A 24,939-nucleotide genomic window follows, 5' to 3' on the forward strand; every position below is an offset into this window, starting at 1 on the left:
TATATCATATTATGGAATCCCCCACTACCTGCCGGATTTTATTTGGCGTTATTCACGGATTCCAGTATTGTCTTATAGGCAGCGGCCCCTGCCTCCTCCGGTGTTTTCTGTCCATATCCGGTTGCATACTGCTCGTCCATTATGGTATTCTCAATCACCGCGCTTCCAGGAACAAGCCACTCATAATCAATCCTCTGCGTATTTTCAATCAGGAGGTTAACGCCATCCACCACAAGGAGGGCATCTCCCTCCAGTAAAGGTGCAATTGTTTCACGGACAGAATCAGGCGCCGGAACCCCGCGTACCGTCATAAGTATCTTAGCCGCATCTTTATCATTGATAAGGAAATCAATTAATGTGGCTGCTTCCTCGGGATGCTTGGAGCTTTTGCCAAGGGTCCATGGCATGGATGCCAGCATATAGGCTCCTCCGTTCTGTTTGGTTCCTGGAACTAGTGATATTCCCAGTTCTGTCTGGTCGGCCATAGCCGCATGGTCCTGCGGCATTGTTGCAATATGGTTAACCTCACATGCAGCATCACAGCTTAAGAACAGGTTATCCTGCTGGGACTCCTGCCCAACCGTCATGTCCAGCGGCGGGAATACTCCTGTTTCCCTCCACTTATTATACTGCCCATACACATCCCCAAGCGCGGCTGAGAAATCCTGAAGTCCCCCTTCCTCGGTTGCAAACCACTGTCCGGCCTGGCGTACCATTGTCATCGTAAGGAAATAGGAGGGCTCTTTCATGCCATACTTGCCTGTCTTGTCATAAATCTCCTGACATGCCTTCTCAAAGTCATCCCATGACCAGTCATTGGTGGGATATTCTACCCCTGCCTCATCGAATATCTGTTTATTCCAGATAAAGAGAGGTCCGTTCAATCCACTTGGCACACCGTACTGCACACCGTTATACTGGGCCCATGTCAATGCGCTTTCCGGATAATCGTCCAGCTTCAGCTGGTTCCCGATATAAGGCGTCAGGTCACCCAGCTTATCATTGGCCGCCAGACTTGCAAAATATACGTTGTTGTCCAGCTGGTACACATCCGGTTCCGTGCCGGAAGAAATCTGGGTCATCAGCTTGTCGTGATAACCGTCAAATCCCTGGTATTCCGCGGTCACCTTAATGTCAGGATGTTTTTCCATGAACAGATCCAGCGCCTTTAACGTGGCCTCATGCCTTGCATCACTGCCCCACCAGGATACCCTCAGTTCCACCGGCTCCCCTGAAGCCTCCTTTGTGTCCGCTGCCGTTTTCCCCTGCGTTGCTGCCGTATCCGCGGTGGTGGCCTGTGTGGATGAACCACACGCTGATAATACCATTGCCGCACCGGCTGCCATTGCTGCTACCTGCAGTTTCGACCATTTCTTCATAACCCCAACCTCCATTTTATTTATGTTTGCAAGTTACTTTGTACGTTTTTATTTCATACGGATGAATGGTAAACCGTATCTGCCCGTCTGTGACAGGGAGATCCTCCAGATGGCGCTCCAGCAGGTCTGTCTCCTCACACGAATCCACAGAAAATCCCATCGTCAGGACCACATCATTGACCGTATTGTATGTCTCGAATATCCTGAGCACGATTTCTTCCCCGTCCTCTGATTTCTTCACGGTATCAATGACAATATTATCACAGTTGGTATGGATATAGGAATGTTCATCCCTGGCAGCTTTTCCAGCCTGTACCAGGAGAGGGACATTGGCCTCATATCCGGCCTGAGCCACCCTGCCTTCTTTTATCCCGCCGTCATGGGGATAGAACCAGTAAGAGAAAGTATGGACTCCCTTATCACATGAATCCGATGGGAAATCCGCACTTCTTAGAAGACTCAGCACCATATCGGAATCCTGGATGGTATAACCGTATTTACAGTCATTCATCAGGGCCGCGCCGTGGCTTCCATCCGAGATATCGCCCCATTTATGTCCGCACACCTCGAACCGCGCCTCATCATAGCTGGTGGTGGAATGGTTTGGATGTTCCACATTGCCGAAGGCAATATCATATCTGGCTGTCAGCGTATGTATATCCGCGGGGAATTCCACCCTGAGCATCTTCTGCCTTTCATCCCAGTCCACCCTGGTCCTGAATTCCATAAGCGGGGCATGATGGTACATGATGATATCCTGCTCCACCGAAGAATGATGGACCGACTTCCTGACGGAAAGGACCGTATATAAGTCATTGTGTTCTTTTATGCACTGGCTGGTTCCGGTAAATGGGAACGGGGCCTTGTCCTCCCTCTTTGTGGTTACCTCCCATGCAGACCCCCACTCCACCGGGATGTCTTCCTGAAGCTTAAGGCGGTTGCCCTTCCTTCCATCCTTTAGTATCTGGCGTCCCGTTGTCTTATCAAATACAGAGACAAGTTCACCGCCCCCGTCAATCCCTACCTGAAGCCAGTCATTGCTTATCTGCGTGATTCCATTTTCCTGTGTTAACGCGGCCTTTGACTGGGCAGCCGGGCCGTCTGTCCTGTGAGTGAGGTAATATACCTTGTACCCCAGGGCCGGCACATCCTCTGCCAGGAAGTCAATGGTACCGTCCTCTTTCAGGGCCTGCACCGGATATGCTCCTTTTCCGTCCACCACAGCCTCATATCCCCTGCCGTCAATGGATACCACCTGCCTGCGGCTCCAGGACAGGGTATTATATACGGTTACCGCCGCTTCATCCGGCTGGGCTATACATCTGAGGTTCTGCCGGATGCTCTCCTGCCCGATTCCTGCAATCTCCCCATACTCCCGGTCGCACTCCTCATAGACTTCGCGTATACAGGTTCCCGGCAGGATATCATGGAACTGGTTCAATAAAATCTTCTTCCATCCTGCCTCCAGGTCCGCGCCCTGGTAGGTGCCATTTTCCAGATACTGGAATACAGATACAATTTCCGCGTCACGGAATAAAAGTTCGCTCTTACGGTTGTTCTTTTTATTATTGGCGGCAGTGGTATAGGTACCCCTGTGTTTTTCAAAGTACAGTTCCCCTGCCCATACAGGATAATCCTTCTCCTTGTCCAGTTCGTCAAAATACTGTTTTACGGTCCCAACCGTAACCTCAGGCATCATGGGAACCCTGTTAAGCCTTGTTACCGACTCCAGCATTTCCTTTGTGACGCCGCCGCCTCCGTCACCATGTCCATAGAGATAGAGAAGTGGGTCTCCATTTTCCTTGTTCTTAAAATGATCCATGGACTGCCTTACACCAGCTGCGGACAGGTCCCCATTGTACAGCCCCAGCCCACGCTGCGTACACATGGACATCATCCCTGACAGGACCTCCGTGCCGTCCAGCCCTCTCCATTTGAATACGCTGTATGGAAATTCATTGGTCTCGTTCCAGGTCAGCTTTGTGGTAAAGAAATAATCCGTCCCTGCCTTCTTAAGGATCTGGGGCATTGCAGAAGAATATCCGAATACATCGGGCAGGAAGCAGATATTGGAATCGCTTCCCAGTTCCTTCTGGTAGAACCGCTTTCCATACATAATCTGCCGTACAAATGATTCGCCGCTGATCAAGTTGCAGTCCGGCTCCAGGTACATGCTTCCCAGCGTTTCCCAGCGCCCTTCCTTTACCCGTTCTTTTATCTGGGCAAACAGCTCCGGGTAGTATTTCTGGGCCATCTCGTAAAGGACCGGCATGCTCTGGCAGAACTTAAAGCTTTCATATTGTTCCATCAGGCGCAGCATGCTGGAAAATGTCCGGCTCACCTTCCTTACTGTTTCCTTTAGGGTCCAGTGCCATGCCACGTCAATATGGGAGTGTCCTGCAAAATACATCTTTACAGGAATCTTAATCTGATTATATCCGGCAATGGCCTTCACATATTCACTGAGGGCCTGTTTCACGCTCTCATCAAAGGTATCTTGTTCTGAATAATCCAGTTTCAGCAGGGCCTGGTAAATTACATGCAGGACACGCTGTCTTGTGTACTCCTCACCGCAGCCCACAATAAAGTCAAATCCCGTCTTAACTTCAAAATAGAAATCCCATGCCGGCCTGTTAATGGCGGCAATCTCTGACTGGGTTATCACAACATCTGTCTTAAACACATTGTCGCTGTCTAAAATCAGGTCCTTGCAATACGTTTCAATCTCAACCTTATATTCTTCCCCACCCTGCGCACATTCGGACAGCAGAATCATATTCCGGTTAAAGTCCAGTCCATTATAATGGTTTCCATTGACAGAAACGCAGCCCTCGCCTCCAACCTTAAGCAGGAGCACTGCGGTCTCGCCTTTATAACCGGCGTCCAGTACAATATGGTTTTTGAGAAATACGGTCAGATCCGGACTGCCCACATGGATTCCTTCCGCCAGTTCTTCCCATTCCCCATCCATCATTTCATATTCTTCGGGATGGCGGTAATAACCTTGCTTTGCCATCCATCCTTTCACAGGCGTCCTGTGCCTGTAAAGCATCTGCTCCAGACGGTTAATTTCTGACTGGATTTTCTTTTCAACCTTTAACATATAGGCCTCCTCTTTTATCCTTTTAGTCCTGATGTGCTGACCCCATCCACAAAGTACTTCTGAAGGCAGAAGAACATCACGATTGCCGGAAGCACAGAACATAATGCCATGGCCATGACCGCTCCCCAGTTGTCTGCCCCGGTGGCGTCAATGGTTGTCCGCATTGCCAGGGCAACTGTATAAAGGTCAACCTTTGTCAGGTAAATCAGCTGATTCTGGAAATCATCCCAATTCCACATGAATGCAAAGATAGCAACAGAGAACAGGGACGGTTTGCACAGCGGGAAAATGATTCTTACAATGATACTGAACGTGGAACATCCGTCTATCTTGGCAGCCTCATCCAGTTCCTTTGGTATACCTTTGATGAACTGGGCCACCAGATAGATGAAGAACCCTCCTCCATTTCCAACCCCTAGGGCCGTGGGAATGATAAAGGGCAGATATGTATTAAGCCACCCAATCTTGCTGAATACCACATACCGGGACACAAGGGTTGTTGTGGCCGGAAGCATGATTGTCAGGAATAAGACGCTGAACCAGAATGACTTAAACCTGAAGTCCACCCTTGCAAAGGCATATCCCACGAACAGGCTGATGACAAGGCTGCACACCACACAGTTGATGACCACAAAAAATGTATTCATGAAAAACTTACCAAAGGTATACGGCCTGACCAATTTCCATCCGGCTGCAAAATTGTCAAACCGGAACTGGCTGGGAAGCAGGTCCGGGCTTGACAGCACCTCCGATGAGGGCTTAAGGGCCGCAAATATCATCCATATCAGAGGATACAGCATAATCAGGCCAAGGAGGCTGATCAGGATATATACAATGAATTTCGTTAATGTACTCCGTTTCAATCGGTTCCCCTCCTCTCCTAATCATCATAATTCAGGAACTTCTTTTCCAGCAGATGCAGGATAAGCGCTGTGCCGGCAATCATGACCAGTAAGGCCCAGGATAAGGCTGATGCATATCCCACATTAAAATATTTAAAAGCATGCTGATACAGATAAATCACATAAAGCATGGCGGAATTTAAAGGACCGCCTCTTCCATTAAAAATAGTATACGGCGCCGCAAACATCTGGAATGCATTAATGGTCTGCATCAGTATGTTAAATGACATCATCGGCATGATTCCCGGCAGCGTTATATGTATGAATTTAGCCATCCTGCCTGCGCCGTCCATACTCGCCGCTTCATACAGTGAGGAGGGAATCTGTTTCAGGCCGGCCAGGAACACCACCATGGATGACCCAAACTGCCACACTGTCAACAGGGAAATGGTAAAGAGCGTGTATTTGGGATTGCCAAGCCATGATACCCCTTGAATGCCCACCTGGGCCAGCAGTGCATTAATCACACCGTCCTTTACAAACAGGGCCTTCCACAGGATTGCAACCGCAATACTGGAACCAAGGATGGACGGGATATAGTAAACCGTCCGGAAAATCCCAATCCCCTTAATCTTCATGTTCAGTATCAAAGCAATACAGAGGGCAAAGACTATCTTGGCAGGCACCGCTATGAACACATACTTAAAGGTAACCTTGACCGACTGGTAAAACACATCGTCCTGAAACATTTTCCCGTAATTGTCCAGGGCAATGAAGGATGGCTCGTTCAGCAGGTTATAATTCGTAAATGACATTAGGAAACTATGTATGATTGGCCAGAGCTGAAAACAGATGATTCCTATAATCCACGGTAAAATCAGGATATAACCTATCAGATTGGCCCTGGTCTGTATTTTTTTCTGACTCATCAGTCGCTTTACCCCCTTATCAAACCTATTGCTGTTATTTTAGGTTTTTTGTGGCATTATCACAACAGTACAAATCCTCACTTTTTCTTCTTTTTCTACAAACTTTATAGTTTTTTGTGGTTTTTAAATAATAAATATGCAAAATGCACAGTTTTTGGTTATTTGATAGGTATAATCCTATTGAGGGCCGCGCATCATCAGCAGGGATACCGGCTCATTGCCGGTACTTGTTATGGTGTATTCCCCAGAGACAGCAGGTATAAAGAACTGGTCGTTGATTCCAACTGTATATTCATGGACACTGCTCTTTAATATGCCTTTCCCTGATAGCACATAAAGGCAGCCGTATACCCCATCCCCCTGAAAGCTGCACGCGCCTTTTACATCCATCCTCTCTATCTGGAAACAGGGAGTATCCTTATATCCGATAATCCTGCGTTTAATCCCCTGGCTCCATTCCACGTCCTCTGCGCGGATGCCGAAATGTCCCCTTACCTCATCCTCACTCATACCGCAATAGGAAAAGCAGTCAAACATCTTCTCAAAGCCCAGACCCTGGTGGCACATCCTGTCATCTATCCGGAACCCGGACGGCGTTACCTTCTCCACCCGTATGGTGTAATCCGTGGGTTCCTGGATTTCAATTATCATACAGCCGCTTCCGATTGCATGGGGAACTCCCCCTTTAACAAGATACGTTTCCCCGGGGGTTACCTGGATTCTGTTGAGCAGGCTTAACATTTTAACATAGTCCTGCCGCTCAAAACATCTCACCCACTCCTCCCTGGTGATTCCTTCCTTAAACCCCAGATAGATGCAGGCAGGCTCCTGACCGTCGCTTCTGGTGCCCAGTATGTACCAACATTCCGTCTTGCCGAACCGGCTGTTAAAAAGGCGTCCGGCCTTCTCACGGTCCGGATGGACCTGTATGGTCAGGCGCTCCTCACTGTCTATCATTTTAATCAGGACGCCTGTTGACGCTCCCCATCTGCCCACATGTCCCTTTCCCAGCATTTCCTCCGGATTGGACAGGATCAGCTGCTTGAGGGATATCTCCCTGTCTTCATCCAGACGGCAGATTCCTTCCTCTATCTCCTCCCGGCCTGCATTCAGCGCCCTTGTTGTGGAAAACATCCATTCTTCCGGGAAATGGCCGTCCTTTGCCCCCTGTTCGCCATGGATACGTCCAATTTCCCTGCCCCCTGTATAGGTCCTCCACACACGCTCCCCCCTAAGTTTTAATGGCCCATATGAATCTGACATGTTCTTCTACCCCTTCCTTTATCTTTTATTGTTTTGCCGCCAGGCCATTTTGGAACATCCATTTTGTCCCATAATGCCCAGGTTTATTTCCAGCATATGAAATTCTGCTTTTTATGCAACGGTACAATCCATCAAAAAAACCTCCATTCTCTTAATTCAGCGCATAATTTAGCCTGTCCTAAGAAAAAATACTGGTAATCTGCTATAAAGTAGTATATAATGGGCAAAGATGATGAGGCGAAGGTGTTCCTTTTGCCTCTTTGTTGTCTGATAAACAATATTGCTTATGATGATAGATTCAGGAAAGAGGGTGACAACATGCATAAGTTTATGCGGACCATTGGATTCAGTATGTACCAGAAGAAACAGGATATGGAAAAACTGCTGCGGCGCCTGGCAAAAGAGGCTGAGCGCATAGGACAGCTATCTGAACGGGAAGGCAGTACGTTCTGCGAACTGCGGGCAGAGACAGCCCCTGGCATGGGTGTTGCCATGGCTGGTGAGATGAGCCCCAAGGGAACCTTCAGCCGGGAGTATTACTTTCCTTATGTTACCAGCACAGATGTAAGCTCTGATGCGGAATGTTCCGTCCAGCGCCATACGGAGCGGGAGACATACGCCGGACTGCTGGACGAATACAGGGTGGGGATTTCCCTGATTTTCTATATAGAAAACTCCATGGAGTACCGTATGCGGCACGCCGGGCGCCAGGCAGTCCTTCCTCACGGCGCAGCCCTGACAGGGTTGTGTGTCCAGGGCCGGATCCTGCTTCCCATCCAGAAAACAGAACAGCAGGCCGAGGATTCCAGGATGGCCGCCCGCAAGCGCAGCAGTCTCTTGGAAGCAGCCAAGCGCGGGGACGAGGATGCCATCGAGACGCTGACCATTGAAGACATCGACCTCTATTCCATGGTGTCCAGGCGCATTGCCCATGAGGATGTGTACTCCATCATAGAAACCTGCTTCATGCCCTGCGGTGTTGAATGCGACCAGTATTCGGTCATTGGCGGGATAACAGCGGTTGATTTGAACAAAAACAGGATAACAGGCGAGGAGATTTACAATCTGACCCTGGACTGTAATGACATGGTTTTCCATGTGATAATCAACAAACAGGACCTCTTAGGAGAGCCCAAAACAGGCCGCCGTTTTAAAGGCCAGGTGTGGATGCAGGGAACTTTGAAATTTGAGGCTTGATTTTTTTCCCAATATAGGTTATTATATATTGCGGGCCGTATGAATTACGGCCCGCAGTAAAATGCATATGATGCATATGTTTCTGTAGCTCAGCAGGATAGAGCGTCCGCCTCCTAAGCGGAAGGCCAGCGGTTCGAATCCGCTCAGGAACATTGGTGCAACGCCGGAAACCTTTTTATAAGATTTCCGGCGTTTATGTTTTTTGTGGGTCTTTAGCAGTCCACAAATCTTATTTTTTTATATGGCATATGGAAAATGTAATAAAAAATCTACTGCATATCCCATGCGAGGAAAAAGAATTTAACGGCGCAGAAACCCTCCCACTGTTTTTGAGAAGGACTTATCTTTGGAAGGTCCTGCAAATAGCAGACATGAGTTTCTTATCAGCGGCGCCAATAGAGAAGGTCAATCTTGCAGCCATGCGGAAGCATAGAACAAAGCTAATGGAAACCACCGGGCTGGAATGTGCATTCCAGCTTAAAACGATTTCTGCTTATGCCAAGCAGAAAATGCTGCTGACGATTCTTTATAAGGGAATTGTCGATGCTAACGTCACAAAGATGGCTAAAATTTTGAATGTAAGTAAAATGTCGGTAACACGCTGTTTTGATGAGTTGGAAGCATTTCAGCTTGGTATGATTGATGATAACGGAAAAGCCGGACGACACTTTCGGTGGACCAAAACCAAAGGTGAGCTTTGGGAAACTGTGCGGCCGTTTTTGCGCAATCCAGTGGAAAAGGAATTTTCACTTGACTGCCTACCGCCCTGGCCACTGCCGATAAGCGGGCTTACGGCAATCAGCCATTTTTCCATGCTGGCAGATAATTCCTTTGGGACTTATGCAATAACCAAACAAGCAGTAAAGGACCTGCACCCAGAAAATCTGCCGTAAGTGCCGATGGGGGAGCTTCCGACAGCCGTCATACAGGTCATGGGATATATCTGTCATTATGAAGGGACTGAGGAATTTGTTATTGATCCCTTATCCGCAGTGCTGTCGCTTACCCAAGAGGAATTAGACGATCCACGTATTGAAGGTGCAGTTAAAGAAATTATGGAGGAATTCATCTTTGATAGGACTTAATGTTTTTAAGGAGTATTTCAAGGAATATGCTGAACAGTATGTTTTAATCGGAGGTGCGGCCTGCGATATTATCTTTGAAGAGCAGGACACGGCATTCCGTACAACGAAGGATTTAGATATGGTGCTGGTTGCGGAGGCGCTTACTCCAGAATTTGGCCGCAGGTTCTGGCAGTTTGTGCAGGATTCCCTTATATGATTGAATTATTTTCTAAAGCAGAAAATACGCTCCGTAGTGAGGATGCCGGCCCATGTATACCGTTACCATTAGGAGACGATATTTCAAGTCTATCAGCCATCCTACTGAACGAAGAATATTATTCCATGCTGCTCAATGGTAAAATAGTTCTTTCTGATATCTCGATATTATCACATACATACCTGATTCCATTCAAGGCAAAAGCATGGCTGGATTACCGTGACAGAAGGGCTGATGGACAGCATGTTGATGAAAAGGATATCCGCAAACACAAAAATGATATCATCCGGCTGGCAACACTCCTAACCGGTACTGAGCAATGTGAATTGCCTAAGCCTGTCCAGCATGACATTGCCCTTTTTATTGACAGTCTGCGCAGTGAGCCAGTCAATCTAAAGACCTTGAAAATCCCCGGCATCCGCTTCGAGGATATTTTGACGGTTCTATCACAGGTATATCTGAAATAAAACTGCATGAAAAAAGCCGGAGACCTGGAATTTTCAGGGTCTCCGGCTTTTTTTACTTTCATATATCTTCCAGCTGATAGGGCATCCTTAACCGCTGACAAACAGATTCAGCCAATCCCAAACAGGCCGGCCAGGAACTTCAGCACCCAGGAGTAGAACAGGCTCATGGAAACGCAATCCACATCTGTCATTGTGTAGGCCGCCAGTGACGGCAGTCCCTCAATAAAAATCTGTCCCAGATAGGGGGCAACCAGTGCCGGCAATAAGGAAATGAACAAGCCATGTACAATACATGCAATAATTGTACCGCGCCTGCCGCCTGTGGCATTGGCAAAAATACCGGCCGTACCTCCGGCAAAGAAATTAGACATAATTCCGGGAATAACCATAGGCAGTCCAAATACAGGCCATAGGAACATCCCTACCACTGTACCGATTGTGGTAAATACAAAACCGTACACAATGGCATTCGGTGCAAACGTAAAAAGCACCGGGCAGTCCAATGCCGGACGCGCACCAGGAACCACCTTCTCAGCGATTCCTGCAAATGCGGGAACCAGCTCGGCAATAAGCAGGCGGACACCTGTAAGGAGAACAAACAGGCCGGCACAGAACATGATACCTTGTATGATGGCAAATACAATATAATTCTTATCCCCGGCAGCTTCCGCAACCACCTCCGGCCCGGCCAATACCGCCATGATGACATACAGCGGAACCATCACAGAGCCCACGGCAAGATATGTATCCTGTAAAAAAGAAAGTTTAGCCGGGAATTTTATATCCTCGGTGGATTTTGTAACATCACCGGTCAGCTTTGAAACACCTGCGCTGAGCAGGTAGCCCAATGTACAAAAATGCCCAAGGGCAATATCGTCACTGCCTGTAATCTTACGGACAACGGGCTGTGCAAGTGCAGGAAATAAGATACAGCATATCCCGCCAAGTACGGCGCCTATAAGCACGGCGCTCATGTGGCTAAAACCACACAGGCCCACGCCAAACAGTATGCTGGCCATGGCCATATAAATCGGGGCCTCTCCATTAAGGAATACATACTTCCATCTGGTCAGCCGCGCAATAACCAGGTTTACCACAAAAATGCCTGCGTATGCCAATGCAATATCACGGCCTATCATATCATTCTGCATTGCAACGGCCAGCACCGCTTCAATGGATGCCACTGACCCCTGGATTCCAAGGCCGGCCGCAAACCATGTGCCGAAAGGTTCCAGCGCCCCCACGATAACGCCTGAACCAGCGGACAGGATCATAAATCCCATCATTGTTTTAAATGTGCCGCTAAAGCAGGCGCCGGCGGACTTTTTTTGTAAAATCAGCCCCAGCAGGGCAACAATCCCCAATACCATTGCTGCATTTATCAGGATGTTGTCAATGATAAATGTTAATATACCCATACTTACCTCCTTTTGTCCATACAGGATACCTTCTAAATACTACCGCATATTTATAACCAGTTATTCTCTTGTAAAACCTTCTGCAGTTTTTCCCGAATCTCCTGTCTGTTTACCAGACTCTTAAGATAGATTTTGTTGGGGAATAATTTAAACGTATCAAATTGGGTTTTAAAGTTGATTCCAGCTATCAGGATATCCGCCTGCTTAGAAGAAGCGGATAGCATGTCACTATGATCAACATGCGCCTGCACCCCCAATTCTTTTAAAACTGCCTCCACCGCCATCTGGCACACCAAGCTGCTCCCGCAGCCATTGCCGCAAACCATCAGAATATTAATCATCGTATCTTCACACCCCCTTTCCATATGAAATCAAACTGCATACCTTGCTAGAAGTTGCAAGATATTTGTTCTTTTTTACAACTTTAAAGTTTTTTATTTCAAAACCAATCATTTCCTATCTTTTATCATAAACCTTTATTTAAAAATGTCAATATATTTTTAGATTGAAAGAGCATTTTTTTCATCATTATGAACAAAATCATGCAAAAATCCCCCTGGCCATTAACAGTAAAATAAAAATCAAAAAATATTTCTTGCAATATCTTGCAATTATTCACAAAAAAGTTTATAATGGCCTCATCAAATGTTAAAACTTGAGCGAAAGGAGAAAGGTACCATGCTTTTTAAAGATATTGTAGATGCCAAACGCTGCGCCTTTTTTAACGATGCCGTGGACTGGCGTGACGCAATCCGCAAAAGCTGCATCCCACTTAAAAAAACAGGCTGTGCAACGGCGGATTATGAAGAACGTATCATTCAATGCGTAGAAGAATTTGGTCCCTATATTGTAATTGTACCGGGCTTGGCCATTCCGCACTCAACAAAAGGTTCTCCAGGTGTCACCCAGACTGCCATTGCCTTCACAAAATTTGAAAAGCCGGTATCCTTTGACCCCGCGGACAGGGAAAAAGACGCCACGCTTTTCTTCACACTAGCAGCCGTGGATGATGAAAAGCACCTGGAAAATATGCGCCAGTTATTTACCATTCTTTCAGATGGGCAGATACTGGAACAGCTGTCACATGTAAAAAGCGAAGACGACCTGCTGGAATTGGACAAGGCCCTGAGCCGGATGCCGTTCGTATAATAGCACAAAAATAAATTTTGAAGGAGGATACTTTATGATTGACACAAGCGGTTCCATTTTTTGGAAGGAAATCTTCCAACAGCCAAAGGCTGTTGCTGACTGTATTGCGGCAAACCGCGACCTTTGCCGGAAGGTTGGCGAGAAGGTCAAGGCCCGCGGAATCAAAACAGCAGTATTGGCAGGGCGCGGTTCCAGCGACCATGCAAACCTGGTAGGGCGGTATCTGCTGGAAACAAAATGCGGCATGGTAGTCAGCATCAGCGCCCCCAGCGTGGTCACGGCATATAAGTCAGCCCCGGATTACTCCAATGTCCTAATGATAGCGGTATCCCAGTCCGGCGCGGCCCAGGACCTCTTTGAGGTAATGAAGGAATGCGACAGGCAGGGCGGCGTCTGCGTAGGCATTACAAATGTGGAGGATTCCCTGATGACGCAGGCCGGCAGCTACAGGCTTAACAACCATTGCGGCCCGGAACAAAGCGTCACTGCCGGAAAGTCATATATGACACAGGTGACCATACTTACCATGATTGCCGCATACATATCCGGTGATGGGGAATTGTTGGATACCTTGGATAAAGCCCCGGAAATCGTGGCCGCAGCCCTTACAGGATTGGAGGCCCAGGTACGGGATGTGGTGCGCTTTTACAGGGAGACCGAACACCTTCTGCTGGTGGGCCGCGGGTTAATGGACGCCCTGGCGAATGAAGCTGAATTAAAAATACAGGAAACAAGCTATCTGGACGCCCGCTGCTATGGTTCGGCCGATTACCGTCACGGCCCCATTGCCACAGCCCAGCGGTTCGTCCCATACATGTTTTTCCTGGCCGATAAAAAAACAGATTACTGCGGCCAGGCATTGCTTAAACGCCTGAAGGAAGAAACCGGTATCTGGTGCACGGTCATAACAAATAAGCCGGAACTTGCGGCCCTTGGTGATACAAGCGTGCTCCTGCCCCCGGAATACGATGGCATAAAGGCCGTATTCACAGCCGCTGTTTTTGCGCAGATGTTCTCCTGCCTGTGCAGCCTAAGCCGCGGCTTTAACCCCGACGCCCCCAAGGGCGTGAGTAAGAAGACAGTTACTGTTTAGTATCCCTTTGCAGAAAACAGAAAGGATTGAGAATCATGAGCACAACAGAGATATCCATGCTGCGCTACATCAAGGAAACGCCTGACCAGGTACGCGCCAATATCGGGGACAGCAAAAATCTGACCAGACGCATGGTGGACCTCTTCCTAATCCACCCATACAGGACCATATGGCTGGTTGCCTGCGGTTCAAGCTGCAACGCCTGCCATTGCGCCCGCTATTACATGAAGAGCCGGCTTGGCGCAGAAGTAAAAATCGTTACGCCATTCACATTTAACCACTATGAACACGACATGACGCCAGAGGATTTCGTGGTATGCATATCCCAGAGCGGATGCAGTACAAATACAATTGAATCACTGCGCCTGTGCCGGAAGCTGGGCGTTCCGGCCATCGGGCTTACAGGCAATATCCATTCGGATTTCAAGAATGAGGCAGATGAGGTCATAGACTTTGGACTGGGAAGTGAAAAACTGGATTTTGTCACAAAAGGAGTCGTAACCCTGACAGCCTTTTTAATGCTGTTTGCCCTTCATGCGGCCCGCGCCCAGAACATACTCAGTGATGAAGACGTGATTGCGGATAAAAAACAGATGATGGCCTGCATGGACAGTTACGATGCCCTGATTGCGGCATATCCCGCTTATTTCGAGGCAAACAAGCAAAAGCTCCTTTCCATGGAACGAGTGTACCTTATCGGCGCCGGGGCAAACTATGGCACTGTTTTGGAAGGAGCAGTAAAAATCGGGGAGACCGTACATATCCTGGCAGTGGGATATGAGATAGACGAATCCATCCACGGCCCCCAGATTCAGTTGACGCCTAATTATAATCTCTTCTTTTTAGACCCGGGTGATGAAACGAGCACACGCATCCGGCAGGAGTGGCAGGCCGCGCAGAAAATAACAGACCGCGTATTTGCCCTTTCAAACAACCCGGACCTTAAAGGGACAGGGGTCATGCGTGTGCCCGCAGTGGAGGACGAATTGTTCAGCCCGCTGTACAGCCTTGCATTTGTACAGCTGACAGCCTATTATGTGGCCGAAACAAACTATACCTGGCATCAGCATCCGTTATTGCAGGATTTTAAAACAATGCTGTCAGGCAAATCCGACACATATAAAGCCTATGACTGCACTTAATAACCACCATCCCACGGCCATGGCCGCACCGTATTCTAAAATCCACTTTAAGGAGGTATGATTCATGGAAGCAGCAGAACGGAAGACACTTAAGAAATTCTCGGCACAGCTCAGGATTGATCAGCTGGAAATGTTTAAACAGCGGGGTATGGGACATATTGGCGGATGCCTGTCCGTTACGGAACTTATCAGCGTACTATATGGCAAACAAATGAAATATGACCCTGCCAATCCTGATTGGAAGGGACGTGATTACCTGGTCATGAGCAAGGCCCATGCAGCCCCGGCAGTGGAAGCAGCACTGGCTGAAAAAGGATTCTTTGACAAACAGCTACTACTCACAATGGATAATATCGGCACGCATATCCCAAGCCATGTTGACCGTCTGTTAACACCTGGCATTGACGTGACCGGAGGTTCTCTGGGACAGGGCGCCAGCATTGCTGCGGGTATTGCCTACGGTCTTAAACATGAAGGCATCAATGACCAGTATGTGTACGTATGTATTGGCGACGGCGAACTCAATGAAGGACAGAACTGGGAGGCCTTCCAGTTCATGGCCCATAACGGCTTAAATAACTGTATTGTATTCATTGATAATAACAAACGCCAGCACGACGGATACTGTAACGATGTCCTTAAACCTTTCAGCTATGAAGAAAAAATGAAGGCATTCGGGTTCTGGTGCAAAACAGCAGACGGTTCCAGCGAGGAAGCCATAGACAATGCCATCGAAGAAGCAAAACAGGTAAAGGACAAGGCTGTATGCATTGTCCTGGATACAATTAAAGGTCAGGGCGTAAAATACTACGAGGATATGCCGGACAACCATTCCCCTAAGGTATTCGAAGAAGGACGCGCCATGATTGACGCTGCCATTGCAGAACTTAAAAAAATCACGGAGGAGGAGTAAGGGCTATGCTGAAACAAAATAGGACAAAAGAACCGGGCGGCGAGCTGCGCAACCAGTTTGGGGCCACCCTGAAAGAACTGGCTGAAACAGATGACCGGATCATGATACTGGATGCAGACCTTGGCGGCGCATCATTTTTCCTCAGGTTTAAGGAAAGCCACCCTGACCGCTTTATAGATACAGGTATCTGTGAGGCGAACATGTTTGGTGTGGCTGCCGGGCTTTCTTTGCGCGGATACACTCCATTTGTACATACAATGTCTGCATTCGTAACGCGCCGCGCCCTTGACCAGCTTTATATTTCCTGCGCCTATCAGAAAAATACCATAAATATTTTCGGGTCCGACCCCGGCTTTTGTTCCGGATTTGACGGAGGAAGCCATTCCTGCTTCGAAGACCTTGCGGTCATGCGCACCATTCCAGGCGCCATTGTATGCGATCCCTGCGACCAGGTACAGCTGGACTGGATGGTCCGCGAATGTGCATCACGCCGGGACGGCGCCATACACTACATCCGCGCTTACCGCAAAAATGTGCGTGAAGTATATGAACAAGGCACGGTATTCGGGTTAGGAAAAGGCCAGGTACTGGTACCTGGTTCTGACGTACTGTTAATAGGCAGCGGATATCTGATGAGCGATGCCCTGGATGCTGCCGAGTCCCTGAAGGAAAAGGGCATCAGTGTGGAAGTGGTGGACCCGGTTACCGTAAAGCCCTTTGATGAGGAGCTTATCTGGAGAGAAGCCCAGGACAAAAAGCTGGTAGTTACGTATGAGAACCACAGTGTGATAAACGGAATCGGCAGCGCCGTGGCTGACGTGCTGGCCCGGCATGGTGCAGGCGTACCACTGTTAAAGATCGGTGTGAATGATGTATTTGGACAGGTCGGCACAGTGGATTTACTGAAAATAGAATTCAAGCTCACAAGCAACGATGCGGTAAACGCAATCCTGGCTGCCCTATCCAAATAAACATGCATGGGCAGACTGCCAAAAACCGTCAGGACCAGGCAATGATATGCCTGGTCCTGACGGTTTTTGGTCCTTAAGCCTCACAGAACGTCTATGTTAATCATTTTGTACCACAATAAAATTAGGGGGTAGCAGTATATCCTGCTCCTGGGGAGGGCTGACTATTATGCTGTCAAATGCACTCAGGTTGGAAAAACGGCAGAAACTTGTCTTCCCAAGTTTGCTGGAATCAGCCAGCAGATAGTTCTTATTTGAATACTTCATTGCAACTTCCTTAACGGGAACCGTATCAATATCATCATTGTATACCATCTGGTGCACAAGTTCAATTCCTGAACACCCAAAGAACGCATGGTCGAAATGGAATTGGGACACCATCTTCTCAGTATATACCCCCATTGTGCTCTCATGAAACTGTGTATAGTGGCCTCCCAGGAGGAAGATATCAACATTCATCTTCTTTAACCTTCGCGGAATCAGAAGATTGTGCGTAACAATCTTAATCTTTTTATCCTGGATGAAATCAATCATGGGAGCAATGGTGGTACCGCCGTCAAGGAATACGCAGTCCCCGTCATGAACAAAACCAGCTGCAAATTTAGCAATGGCGTTCTTTTCCTCTGTGTATTCAGTAAGTTTCTCACTGGTCACAAGCGGTGTAACATGATCTGGCACAACCGGTTCCACGCGCTTGGCTCCTGAACGGACACGGACAACAAAGCCCTCTTTGTCAAGCCGTTCAAAATCACGGCGGACCGTTGCTTCTGAAACATCCAGCTCGGATGCTATTTCCTTAAGTGAAACGGTATTTTTATCCCGCAGCTTATTTAAAATATAGCTGGCGCGTTCTGTTGCAATCATAGTAAGCACCCCTCACAGTTTAATACTTGCAAATTATTACAAAAAATTGCAAACTCTGTTTGCATTTGTCATATATAGAATAACCCATTCCGCAACAAATTACAAGCTGTTTTCTAGAAAGAAGTATACCCTCACGTATAATCCTCAACCCTGCCCGACGGCAGCCTCAGCACCCGGTTAATCCCAATCTGCTCAACAAACCGCCTATTGTGGCTGACAACCATGATGGTCCCTTCAAACCGCCTGAAATTCCTTCCGATAACCTCCTGGGTTTCAGGGTCAAGATGATTGGTGGGTTCATCGAGGATAAGGAAGTTGGCCTTTTGCAGCAAGATCCTGCACAGTGCAATACGGGCTTTCTCACCTGGTGACAGGACCTCAGCCTTTTTATTGATATCGTCTTCATAAAATAAAAAATTACTTAAAACAGAACGCAGCTGTTTCATCGTGCATCCCTGGGCACTGACATTTTCCAGAACTGTTTTTTGCAGATCAAGCTGTTCAAGTTCCTGGGCATAATAGGCCACATCTGTATTGGGATGGAACCGGATATTTCCTCTGTCAGGCGTCTGGATACCCATCATCAGCTTTAACAATGTGGACTTTCCAACCCCGTTTTCGCCAACCACCAGAAAGCGTTCCTTTGCGTTAATATGAAAATTCAGGTCCCTGTACAGGTACGGCTGGTTTGGATAATGAAACCACAGTCCTTCTACTTCCAGTGGGATACCGGCACCCTCCCGCAGGGGGCGGATATCCATTTTAACGCGCCTGCAGACCCCTTCGCGCCTGTGCAGCGCATCCTGTTTCTTCTCCAGGCGCAGCGCCCGCTCCTGACCCATGCGCTTAATGGCATGATTGGTACGGCTTGCCTGTCTTGCCCTCTGTACAAACCCTTCCAGTTCTTTTATCTCCTTTTCTTCCCGGTCAATCACAAGTTCCTGCAGACGTTTTTCCTGTTCGTATTTCTTCTTGTAAATATCATAATTCCCATCATATACGGATATCTTGTGCGTGGACTTATTAATGAACAGGATTTTATTTATAACCTGGTTCAGAAAGTCTGTGTCATGGCTGATAATCAAAACCATGCCTTTGTAATTCCTTAAAAAATCAGTTACAAACCCTCTTGTTCCTTCGTCCAAATGATTGGTGGGTTCGTCCAAAAGCAGGATTTCAGGCTTTGAGTACAGGACGCGGGCAAAGGCAATCTTGGATTTCTGGCCCCCGGACAACCGGTTAATCGGCATATCCAGTAAATCAATATCAATCCCCATACGTTCAATGATGGTCAGCAAAATATGTCCCGCCTCATAACAATCATAATACTCCAGTTGTGACTGCAGCTGATCCATCCGTTTTAGCAGCCGGATCTGCTCCTGGTCCCCTGCTGATTCCAGTTTCTGGTAAACCAGGTTCAGCTCTTCCTGCAGCCTGCCTATCGGGCGCCCTTCCTGCAGATAATCCAGGACCGTTCCGGTTTCCTCCCCAATCACCACTTCCTGGGGCAGATGGCCAATCCGCAAATTTCCCGCCACGATACTGCCGCTGTCTAATTCCTGCTCACCCAGCAGGATACGGAACAGCGTTGTCTTTCCCGCCCCGTTGACTCCAACAACGCCTGCCTTATCATATCTGCTGATGTCAAAATCCGCATCCTCATATATTATTTTGTTCCCAAAAGCCAGGTTCATTTTAATGCCTTTCATAATTCTATCTTTCAACCTCCTCAGTCCATGGCTTACCTGTCTGTTCTCTCTACTGTTCTCTCTTCTAATCCATCCGCCTGCCTCTTATCCTGCTCCGTCTTTTTAAGGATCAGCCCTCTGTTTTCCCATCCCCTGCTTCTAAAGTAAAACCATCCGGCCACCGCAGGGATAAAAGGTGAAACCGCCTGCCCGATATACACGCCGGGAAATCCAATTCCTGCGGCAAATGCCAACAGCCAGCTTACGGGAAGCCTGACAATGACCGCGTCCAACAGGGCATTGACCATGGCAATGTTTGCAGAGCCGGTTCCGATGGCAAAGGAATCAAATGTATACATGACCGCGTATATCAGGCTGTTTGCCCCGCAGCATATCCTCAAATACAGGATTCCGTCTTCAATCACATCCGTGCTGACCGGGTCAAATAACATGATGACCGGCTTTGCAAAAATCTGTACCAGGATGACCACAATAAGCGTAATTGACAGATTCAGGCCCAGTCCTGCCCTGGTTATTTTCTTTACCCTTTCAATCTTTTGGGCGCCCATATTCTGTCCCACCATGGCTGTTACGGCCTGCCCGATTGCCCAGCAGGGCATGCCGGCAAGTGTATTGACCTTTAACCCAACGCCGGACGCCGCGGCCACCGGGACACCAAAGTTATTAAGCATGCCTGTAATCAATAGATAGGAAATATTGACAACAGCCATCTGGATGGCTGTGGGCAGCCCCACTTTTAAAATAGCGGCTGCCTTATCCCTTATCATGGTAAAATGGCTGGGCCTGAAATCAAAAATAAAGTTCTTTTTCTTTAAATGTACCACGGAAATCACAAGGGAAATGCCCTGTGAAAAAACAGTGGCATAAGCAGCTCCTTTTGTCCCTAATCCCAGCGGACCCACCAGGATGATGTCCAGTGCAACATTAACCGCGGCTGCGGCCGCAACAAAATAAAGCGGGCTTTTTGAATCACCTAACCCTTTCATAATGGAGCACACAGCATTATAGCCAAACACAAATACAGTGCCCCAGCAGATGATTTCCATATAACTGCAGGCGTCCGCCATTGCTTCCAAAGGAACATTCAGCACCCGGAAAAGCGGTTCATATACATGAAGCCCTGCCACAGTAACAATAATTGAGGCAATAAAAGCAATTGAGAACAAGGTCCCCACGGTCTCCCTCTGCCCCGTCTCATCACCCAATCCCTTATACTGGGCAGCCACCACCGTGCCTCCCATGGTAATACCGATGCACACCGAGTTGATAATGAATCCTATCATGGAAGCATTGCTTACAGCGGCAAGCCCGTTTTTTCCCACTGCCCTGCCCACCACCAGCATATCAACAATGCTGTAAAAGGATTGCAGCAGGTTGGCTAAGAGCAAGGGAAGCGCAAAGGCAGCCAGCTTTCCCGGTACGCTTCCTGTTGTCAGGTCCTGTTTATCTTTCATTGTTAACCCTACCTTTCATAATAAAAAAACAGAGGGACTGCGCCAATCCAGTGCGCCCTCTGCTTTCCGGCTAAGTAACCTTATCCATAACAAAAGGCGGCAGACCAAACATTGTCTGCCGCCCCAAAAAATTAAATAGATACTTAAAATATCTAATAAATCCCTATTGGAAAACACGAAAATGAAATCCCAAAGCCATTGCTTTGGAACGTTGGGACAATATCCCTGCCAAACATCATTTCCGTATTCTCAGGCTCCGTACAATGTTTTATCATGTTAAATTGTGCGGAGCTATCATCAATGCAGAACTTACCAAATAACATTGCACCCACCCTTTCCTTGTGTATTTTCCTTATATGTCATATGATATTATAACCACTCTCCTAAACCCTGTCAAGCTTCCTCATCAGGAAATCCTTTTCAAACGCCTCTACCTCCATGGGCTTCCCATACAGGTATCCCTGTCCGATCATGCATCTGCATTTCTTCAGATACGCTTCCTGCAGTTCCTCCTCAATGCCTTCGGCAATGGTCTGTATCTTCATGTCATGGCACATGGAAATGATATGCTTGACAATCTGGCCGCTGACCTTGTCCCGGTCAATCTTATCCACCAGGCTCTTATCCAGCTTCAGCACGTCAAATTCCACATCGGAAAGGATATCCATGTTGCTGTATTTGGTGCCGAAATCATCCAGGGATATCCGGTAGCCAAGCTTCTTAAATTCCGCCAGGGCCTTGTAGACCATGTCCCGTCCCAGTTCCCCTATGCTCTCTGTCACCTCTATCTCCAGCTTATTGGGAGACACATCGTATTTTTTCGCAATGGATGCCACGCTGGATACAATATCCGCATTCAGCAGGGTCATCCTGGAAAAATTAAATGACAGGACCTCTTCCCTGCAGCCCATACGGCCCCAATGTTCCAGCAGGCGGCAGCATTCCTCAAACACAAACAGGTCCACATAACTTATCAGGTTCTCCCGTTCCAGTACGCCGATGAACCCGGAGGGCATGATGATTCCCTTCTCAGGATGATAATACCGTATCAATGCCTCTGCCCCGGCACACGTACCGGTCTTCAGATACAGCTTTGGCTGCAGTACCACCCTGAACTCCCCGCTTTCGATGCTGCGGAGCAGGCCTTTGATTAAATCCAGGCGGCCGGAACCGGTCATGCCGGGTTTTGTCTCATAATACCGCTGCTTGTCAATCCGCATCAGTTCCCCGGCCTGCTTCATGGCCCAGTCCAGGTTCTTCTGCCTGTCATCCCATACCCTGCCCGCGGAAACAGACATATCCTGCCTGCTGTTCAATTCCCGTACAAGGGAGCTGGACCTGTGCTCAAACTCAGAATAGGAAATATTTTCCATCACAATATCAAACTCATTGCTGTTTAGCCGGAATACCGCACAGCCGCCGAACCGCCGCCCTATGATTCCTGCTGCCTGGCGGATCAGCGCATCTCCTGCCTCGGTCCCCCTTATATCGTTAACCGACTTCAAATCATTGATGTCAATTATGATGACGCCAATGGAAACAACGTTGTCTGCTTTGAAGGACCTGCGGAACCGGTCATAGCTGCTCCTGTTGAGCAGCCCGGTCAGGGAATCTTTATAGATGCTGTACTCCAGCTTTATTGCATCCTGCCGTCTGCTGATTTCCTGTGCAATGAAAAACAGAAGCATATTCACCAGGTCCAGGGAATCCTGGCCCCTGCGTTCCAGCATCACAATATAACCCAGTTCCCCCTTTTTACAGACAATGGGGAATACGGCCATATTGGAAACCTGTTCCCGTTCCATATCCTGATATAGTTCAAAAGACTCAGGCAGTATATCCTGGGGTTCTTCTATGTCCCTGACCCCGCCCTGGTGGTTCTGGTCCAGCCATTCCTGGATATGGCCTTCCAGGCTGCCGCTGGCAGGGGGCCCGTCCCTTTCATCCCTGCGGAAGGCGCACTCATAGCCGAATCCATTTTCCTTCTGAAGGTATATCAGGACATGTCCGGCCTTATAATGGTCCGCCAGCACGTCCATCATGCGTCTCATAGACTCTTCCATGGTCCTGGCTTCTATCATGGCATAGATGCAGCTTATCACCTTATTGGCCACCTCTGCCCTGGTATCCGGTATGCCTGTTAAGGGTTCGGTCTTACTGCTTTCATAGGCCGCTTCAATGCCAATGGTCAGGACCGCGGGCATTCCCTTCCACTCCACCATGCGCGTCTTCATAAGGCGCTTTATGCCCTGCCTGGGGTCTGTGTTTTCCCACAGGGAGAAACGGTCCCATTCCCAGTTAAAGCCATTGCAGAACATACATGGTTTGCTGCTTCCATAAAACAGTTCATGGCATTTACGGCCCCGGCAGTCTTCCTCTGCCATACCGATCATCCTGTAATAAGCCTGGTTGGCTTCAATCAGTTCATATGTATCAGGGTCGATGAGACAGGCTGCATCGCCTACGGATGATAAAAGCTGGGCAAACTCATTCCCCTGCGCTTCCTGTCCTGCCCTTTCCTGTTCCTTATCTGGGTCCTTCCTCCCCTCCCTGTCCAGCAGGCAGAATACGCCGAATATGTGATTGCCGGCAGGTTCCTGAAACATATATACAGCCAGCTGGACATGGCGCAGCCTGTCCCCATCAAACAGCCGCCTGTAATTCATGGACACCCTATGTCTGCCTGCCTCAAACCTTGCCAGAAGGCTTTCCCTGTCAAAGTAAAGCCTGAAGTCCTTCCTGTCTTCCGGTTTGACGCCCTTGTACTCAAGCATGTTCAGAAGCCTGCTGTAACTGTGCTCCTCCATATGCCCCAGGCAGCGCTTCCAGTTCCCGTAAAGCCGCATCACCCGGTCCCCTGTCAGGTCCACCTCAGCGTGAGCCAGGGAATCTTCCAAAAGCAGCTGATTGACCCTGGCCTGCCTGATATAGGCGTTCTCCAGCTCCTTGAGCCTGGTGATGTCCTCAAACCGGCCCAGTACAATCTCCGGGCAGCCCTCCTCATAGGACAGGACCTCCAGTTCCATGGCAAACCAGCTGTATTCCCCATCCCGGTTCTTAAGCCTGATCTCACACCGCGCATGGTCCCCTCCTGTCCGCAGGACACGGAATGCCTGCAGGAAGGTCTCCTTAAATCCAGGATGCACCATATCAGAGTCCGCCCACACCTCAGGAAATCCCTGTATCTGCTTCTCCGTACCGTATGTGACCTTGCGGTCCGTATAGATGAGGGCCGTCCCGCTGGTCATATTGTACTCAAAGACCTCTTCCCAGCTCACATTCATGGACCACCGCTTCATCTGTTCCAGGTCCGCCATATTCTGGTGATACCCGGTTATCAGGACCCTCCCGTCCGGAAGCTGGCGGGACCTGCCCGCACACCGCACCGGAATATCCCCCCACTCCGGGTGGTTCCATGTATACTGGACCTCACACAGCTTACCCGTATGGACAATCCGGTTCATGACATCATTAACATATGCATGGTTTCCCCTGTTGATACGCTTGTACCAAAACTCAAAACACGCCTCCGGGGACATATTCTCCTTTGCCCCCAGCAGCCTGGCCATGGTCCCGTCAATATAAAATTTCACATTCTGCATATCCTTGTCTGTCACCATGTTCCACAGCCCCAGCTCCGACATATGCAGGATATCCTGTACCCAGTCCATATCATGAAATACAAAGCATTTGGTGAAATCCTTATCTTCCATTCTTTTTCCTCATCTGTCTGTAATATTCCGACAGCCAAATATTATTTTTAATCAT

The 24,939-nt window shown here is 48.4% G+C and carries 20 protein-coding genes and 1 tRNA gene; 10 read left to right on the plus strand and 11 right to left on the minus strand.

Translation table 11 applies throughout. From position 1 onward, the window contains the following. Positions 1 to 38: 38 nt before the first annotated feature. The 5 genes from DWX59_RS12915 to DWX59_RS12935 all read right to left on the minus strand — a co-directional run bounded on the left by DWX59_RS12915 (position 39) and on the right by DWX59_RS12935 (position 7,516). A complete protein-coding gene (locus DWX59_RS12915; protein ID WP_166460217.1) occupies positions 39 to 1,379 on the minus strand; it encodes an ABC transporter substrate-binding protein in 1,341 nt (446 codons plus the stop codon). A gap of 16 nt (positions 1,380 to 1,395) precedes the next feature. After that, a complete protein-coding gene (locus tag DWX59_RS12920) occupies positions 1,396 to 4,482 on the minus strand; it encodes an alpha-mannosidase (protein ID WP_166460218.1) in 3,087 nt (1,028 codons plus the stop codon). Positions 4,483 to 4,496: 14 nt separating this feature from the next. Next, positions 4,497 to 5,345 carry a carbohydrate ABC transporter permease gene (locus DWX59_RS12925; protein WP_207660431.1) on the minus strand — a complete coding sequence of 283 codons (849 nt, stop codon included), beginning with the start codon at positions 5,343 to 5,345 and terminating at the stop codon, positions 4,497 to 4,499. 17 nt (positions 5,346 to 5,362) lie between these two features. Continuing rightward, positions 5,363 to 6,253 carry a carbohydrate ABC transporter permease gene (locus tag DWX59_RS12930; RefSeq protein WP_117559639.1) on the minus strand — a complete coding sequence of 297 codons (891 nt, stop codon included), beginning with the start codon at positions 6,251 to 6,253 and terminating at the stop codon, positions 5,363 to 5,365. Between the two features lie 177 nt (positions 6,254 to 6,430). After that, on the minus strand, positions 6,431 to 7,516 hold the full coding sequence (locus tag DWX59_RS12935; RefSeq protein WP_117559640.1) for a type I phosphomannose isomerase catalytic subunit: 1,086 nt from the start codon (positions 7,514 to 7,516) through the stop codon (positions 6,431 to 6,433). Positions 7,517 to 7,834: 318 nt separating this feature from the next. On the opposite strand from DWX59_RS12935, the gene DWX59_RS12940 reads away from it, so the two are divergent. The 5 genes from DWX59_RS12940 (at position 7,835) to DWX59_RS12960 (ending at position 10,461) form a co-directional block, all read left to right on the plus strand. Beyond that, positions 7,835 to 8,713 (plus strand): DUF3881 family protein, encoded by an 879-nt coding sequence (locus tag DWX59_RS12940; protein WP_117559641.1) that lies wholly within the window; start codon positions 7,835 to 7,837, stop codon positions 8,711 to 8,713. Positions 8,714 to 8,791: 78 nt separating this feature from the next. Beyond that, positions 8,792 to 8,865: transfer RNA gene (locus DWX59_RS12945), tRNA-Arg, on the plus strand. Between the two features lie 96 nt (positions 8,866 to 8,961). After that, on the plus strand, positions 8,962 to 9,606 hold the full coding sequence (locus DWX59_RS12950) for a hypothetical protein (protein WP_117559642.1): 645 nt from the start codon (positions 8,962 to 8,964) through the stop codon (positions 9,604 to 9,606). A gap of 178 nt (positions 9,607 to 9,784) precedes the next feature. Next, positions 9,785 to 9,994 carry a hypothetical protein gene (locus DWX59_RS29285; protein ID WP_235845041.1) on the plus strand — a complete coding sequence of 70 codons (210 nt, stop codon included), beginning with the start codon at positions 9,785 to 9,787 and terminating at the stop codon, positions 9,992 to 9,994. Further along, positions 9,991 to 10,461, plus strand: coding sequence for a hypothetical protein (locus tag DWX59_RS12960; RefSeq protein ID WP_235845043.1), 471 nt, complete (start codon positions 9,991 to 9,993; stop codon positions 10,459 to 10,461). Before DWX59_RS29285 ends, DWX59_RS12960 begins: the two co-directional genes overlap by 4 nt. 107 nt (positions 10,462 to 10,568) lie before the next feature. Here the strand turns inward: DWX59_RS12960 and DWX59_RS12965 are convergent, their stop codons facing one another. Together DWX59_RS12965 and DWX59_RS12970 are read right to left on the minus strand one after the other, a co-directional pair. Then, entirely contained in the window at positions 10,569 to 11,879 is a 1,311-nt protein-coding gene (locus DWX59_RS12965; RefSeq protein WP_117559644.1) for a PTS ascorbate transporter subunit IIC, read from the minus strand. Positions 11,880 to 11,929: 50 nt separating this feature from the next. Then, entirely contained in the window at positions 11,930 to 12,244 is a 315-nt protein-coding gene (locus DWX59_RS12970) for a PTS sugar transporter subunit IIB (protein WP_235845044.1), read from the minus strand. 313 nt (positions 12,245 to 12,557) lie between these two features. Between DWX59_RS12970 and DWX59_RS12975 the strand changes: the two genes are divergently transcribed. The 5 genes from DWX59_RS12975 to DWX59_RS12995 all read left to right on the plus strand — a co-directional run bounded on the left by DWX59_RS12975 (position 12,558) and on the right by DWX59_RS12995 (position 17,147). Beyond that, positions 12,558 to 13,028 (plus strand): PTS sugar transporter subunit IIA, encoded by a 471-nt coding sequence (locus DWX59_RS12975; protein WP_117559646.1) that lies wholly within the window; start codon positions 12,558 to 12,560, stop codon positions 13,026 to 13,028. A 34-nt stretch (positions 13,029 to 13,062) separates the two neighbouring features. After that, positions 13,063 to 14,121, plus strand: a complete 1,059-nt coding sequence (locus DWX59_RS12980; RefSeq protein ID WP_117559647.1) for an SIS domain-containing protein — start codon at positions 13,063 to 13,065, stop codon at positions 14,119 to 14,121. Between the two features lie 35 nt (positions 14,122 to 14,156). Then, the gene (locus tag DWX59_RS12985; RefSeq protein WP_117559648.1) at positions 14,157 to 15,263 is read left to right on the plus strand and encodes an SIS domain-containing protein; all 1,107 of its coding nucleotides are present in this window, start codon (positions 14,157 to 14,159) and stop codon (positions 15,261 to 15,263) included. A 64-nt stretch (positions 15,264 to 15,327) separates the two neighbouring features. Next, positions 15,328 to 16,176, plus strand: coding sequence for a transketolase (locus tag DWX59_RS12990; RefSeq protein ID WP_117559649.1), 849 nt, complete (start codon positions 15,328 to 15,330; stop codon positions 16,174 to 16,176). 5 nt (positions 16,177 to 16,181) lie between these two features. After that, the gene (locus tag DWX59_RS12995; RefSeq protein WP_117559650.1) at positions 16,182 to 17,147 is read left to right on the plus strand and encodes a transketolase family protein; all 966 of its coding nucleotides are present in this window, start codon (positions 16,182 to 16,184) and stop codon (positions 17,145 to 17,147) included. 96 nt (positions 17,148 to 17,243) lie between these two features. Here the strand turns inward: DWX59_RS12995 and DWX59_RS13000 are convergent, their stop codons facing one another. From DWX59_RS13000 to DWX59_RS13015, 4 genes are all read right to left on the minus strand, one after another. Then, positions 17,244 to 18,008: a DeoR/GlpR family DNA-binding transcription regulator gene (locus DWX59_RS13000; RefSeq protein ID WP_117559651.1), complete on the minus strand. Its 765-nt coding sequence runs from the start codon at positions 18,006 to 18,008 to the stop codon at positions 17,244 to 17,246. A gap of 131 nt (positions 18,009 to 18,139) precedes the next feature. Beyond that, positions 18,140 to 19,717: a ribosomal protection-like ABC-F family protein gene (abc-f, locus tag DWX59_RS13005; RefSeq protein ID WP_117559652.1), complete on the minus strand. Its 1,578-nt coding sequence runs from the start codon at positions 19,715 to 19,717 to the stop codon at positions 18,140 to 18,142. A gap of 32 nt (positions 19,718 to 19,749) precedes the next feature. Then, on the minus strand, positions 19,750 to 21,171 hold the full coding sequence (locus DWX59_RS13010) for an MATE family efflux transporter (RefSeq protein ID WP_117559653.1): 1,422 nt from the start codon (positions 21,169 to 21,171) through the stop codon (positions 19,750 to 19,752). A gap of 383 nt (positions 21,172 to 21,554) precedes the next feature. Then, the gene (locus DWX59_RS13015) at positions 21,555 to 24,884 is read right to left on the minus strand and encodes an EAL domain-containing protein (RefSeq protein WP_117559654.1); all 3,330 of its coding nucleotides are present in this window, start codon (positions 24,882 to 24,884) and stop codon (positions 21,555 to 21,557) included. Positions 24,885 to 24,939: the final 55 nt, after the last annotated feature.

The sequence above is a fragment of the Enterocloster aldenensis genome (assembly GCF_003434055.1).
Classification (GTDB): domain Bacteria; phylum Bacillota; class Clostridia; order Lachnospirales; family Lachnospiraceae; genus Enterocloster; species Enterocloster aldenensis.

Bases quoted from the DNA above. Each gene is read 5' to 3' on its own strand.
- DWX59_RS12920 (WP_166460218.1), bottom strand. From the start codon at position 4,482: ATGTTAAAGGTTGAAAAGAAAATCCAGTCAGAAATTAACCGTCTGGAG.
- abc-f (WP_117559652.1), bottom strand. From the start codon at position 19,717: ATGAAAGGCATTAAAATGAACCTGGCTTTTGGGAACAAAATAATATAT.
- DWX59_RS12940 (WP_117559641.1), top strand. From the start codon at position 7,835: ATGCATAAGTTTATGCGGACCATTGGATTCAGTATGTACCAGAAGAAA.
- DWX59_RS12935 (WP_117559640.1), bottom strand. From the start codon at position 7,516: ATGTCAGATTCATATGGGCCATTAAAACTTAGGGGGGAGCGTGTGTGG.
- DWX59_RS12985 (WP_117559648.1), top strand. From the start codon at position 14,157: ATGAGCACAACAGAGATATCCATGCTGCGCTACATCAAGGAAACGCCT.
- DWX59_RS12960 (WP_235845043.1), top strand. From the start codon at position 9,991: ATGATTGAATTATTTTCTAAAGCAGAAAATACGCTCCGTAGTGAGGAT.
- DWX59_RS12930 (WP_117559639.1), bottom strand. From the start codon at position 6,253: ATGAGTCAGAAAAAAATACAGACCAGGGCCAATCTGATAGGTTATATC.
- DWX59_RS12990 (WP_117559649.1), top strand. From the start codon at position 15,328: ATGGAAGCAGCAGAACGGAAGACACTTAAGAAATTCTCGGCACAGCTC.
- DWX59_RS12950 (WP_117559642.1), top strand. From the start codon at position 8,962: ATGGAAAATGTAATAAAAAATCTACTGCATATCCCATGCGAGGAAAAA.
- DWX59_RS12970 (WP_235845044.1), bottom strand. From the start codon at position 12,244: ATGGAAAGGGGGTGTGAAGATACGATGATTAATATTCTGATGGTTTGC.
- DWX59_RS12980 (WP_117559647.1), top strand. From the start codon at position 13,063: ATGATTGACACAAGCGGTTCCATTTTTTGGAAGGAAATCTTCCAACAG.
- DWX59_RS12995 (WP_117559650.1), top strand. From the start codon at position 16,182: ATGCTGAAACAAAATAGGACAAAAGAACCGGGCGGCGAGCTGCGCAAC.
- DWX59_RS12965 (WP_117559644.1), bottom strand. From the start codon at position 11,879: ATGGGTATATTAACATTTATCATTGACAACATCCTGATAAATGCAGCA.
- DWX59_RS12915 (WP_166460217.1), bottom strand. From the start codon at position 1,379: ATGAAGAAATGGTCGAAACTGCAGGTAGCAGCAATGGCAGCCGGTGCG.
- DWX59_RS13000 (WP_117559651.1), bottom strand. From the start codon at position 18,008: ATGATTGCAACAGAACGCGCCAGCTATATTTTAAATAAGCTGCGGGAT.
- DWX59_RS12975 (WP_117559646.1), top strand. From the start codon at position 12,558: ATGCTTTTTAAAGATATTGTAGATGCCAAACGCTGCGCCTTTTTTAAC.
- DWX59_RS13015 (WP_117559654.1), bottom strand. From the start codon at position 24,884: ATGGAAGATAAGGATTTCACCAAATGCTTTGTATTTCATGATATGGAC.
- DWX59_RS13010 (WP_117559653.1), bottom strand. From the start codon at position 21,171: ATGAAAGATAAACAGGACCTGACAACAGGAAGCGTACCGGGAAAGCTG.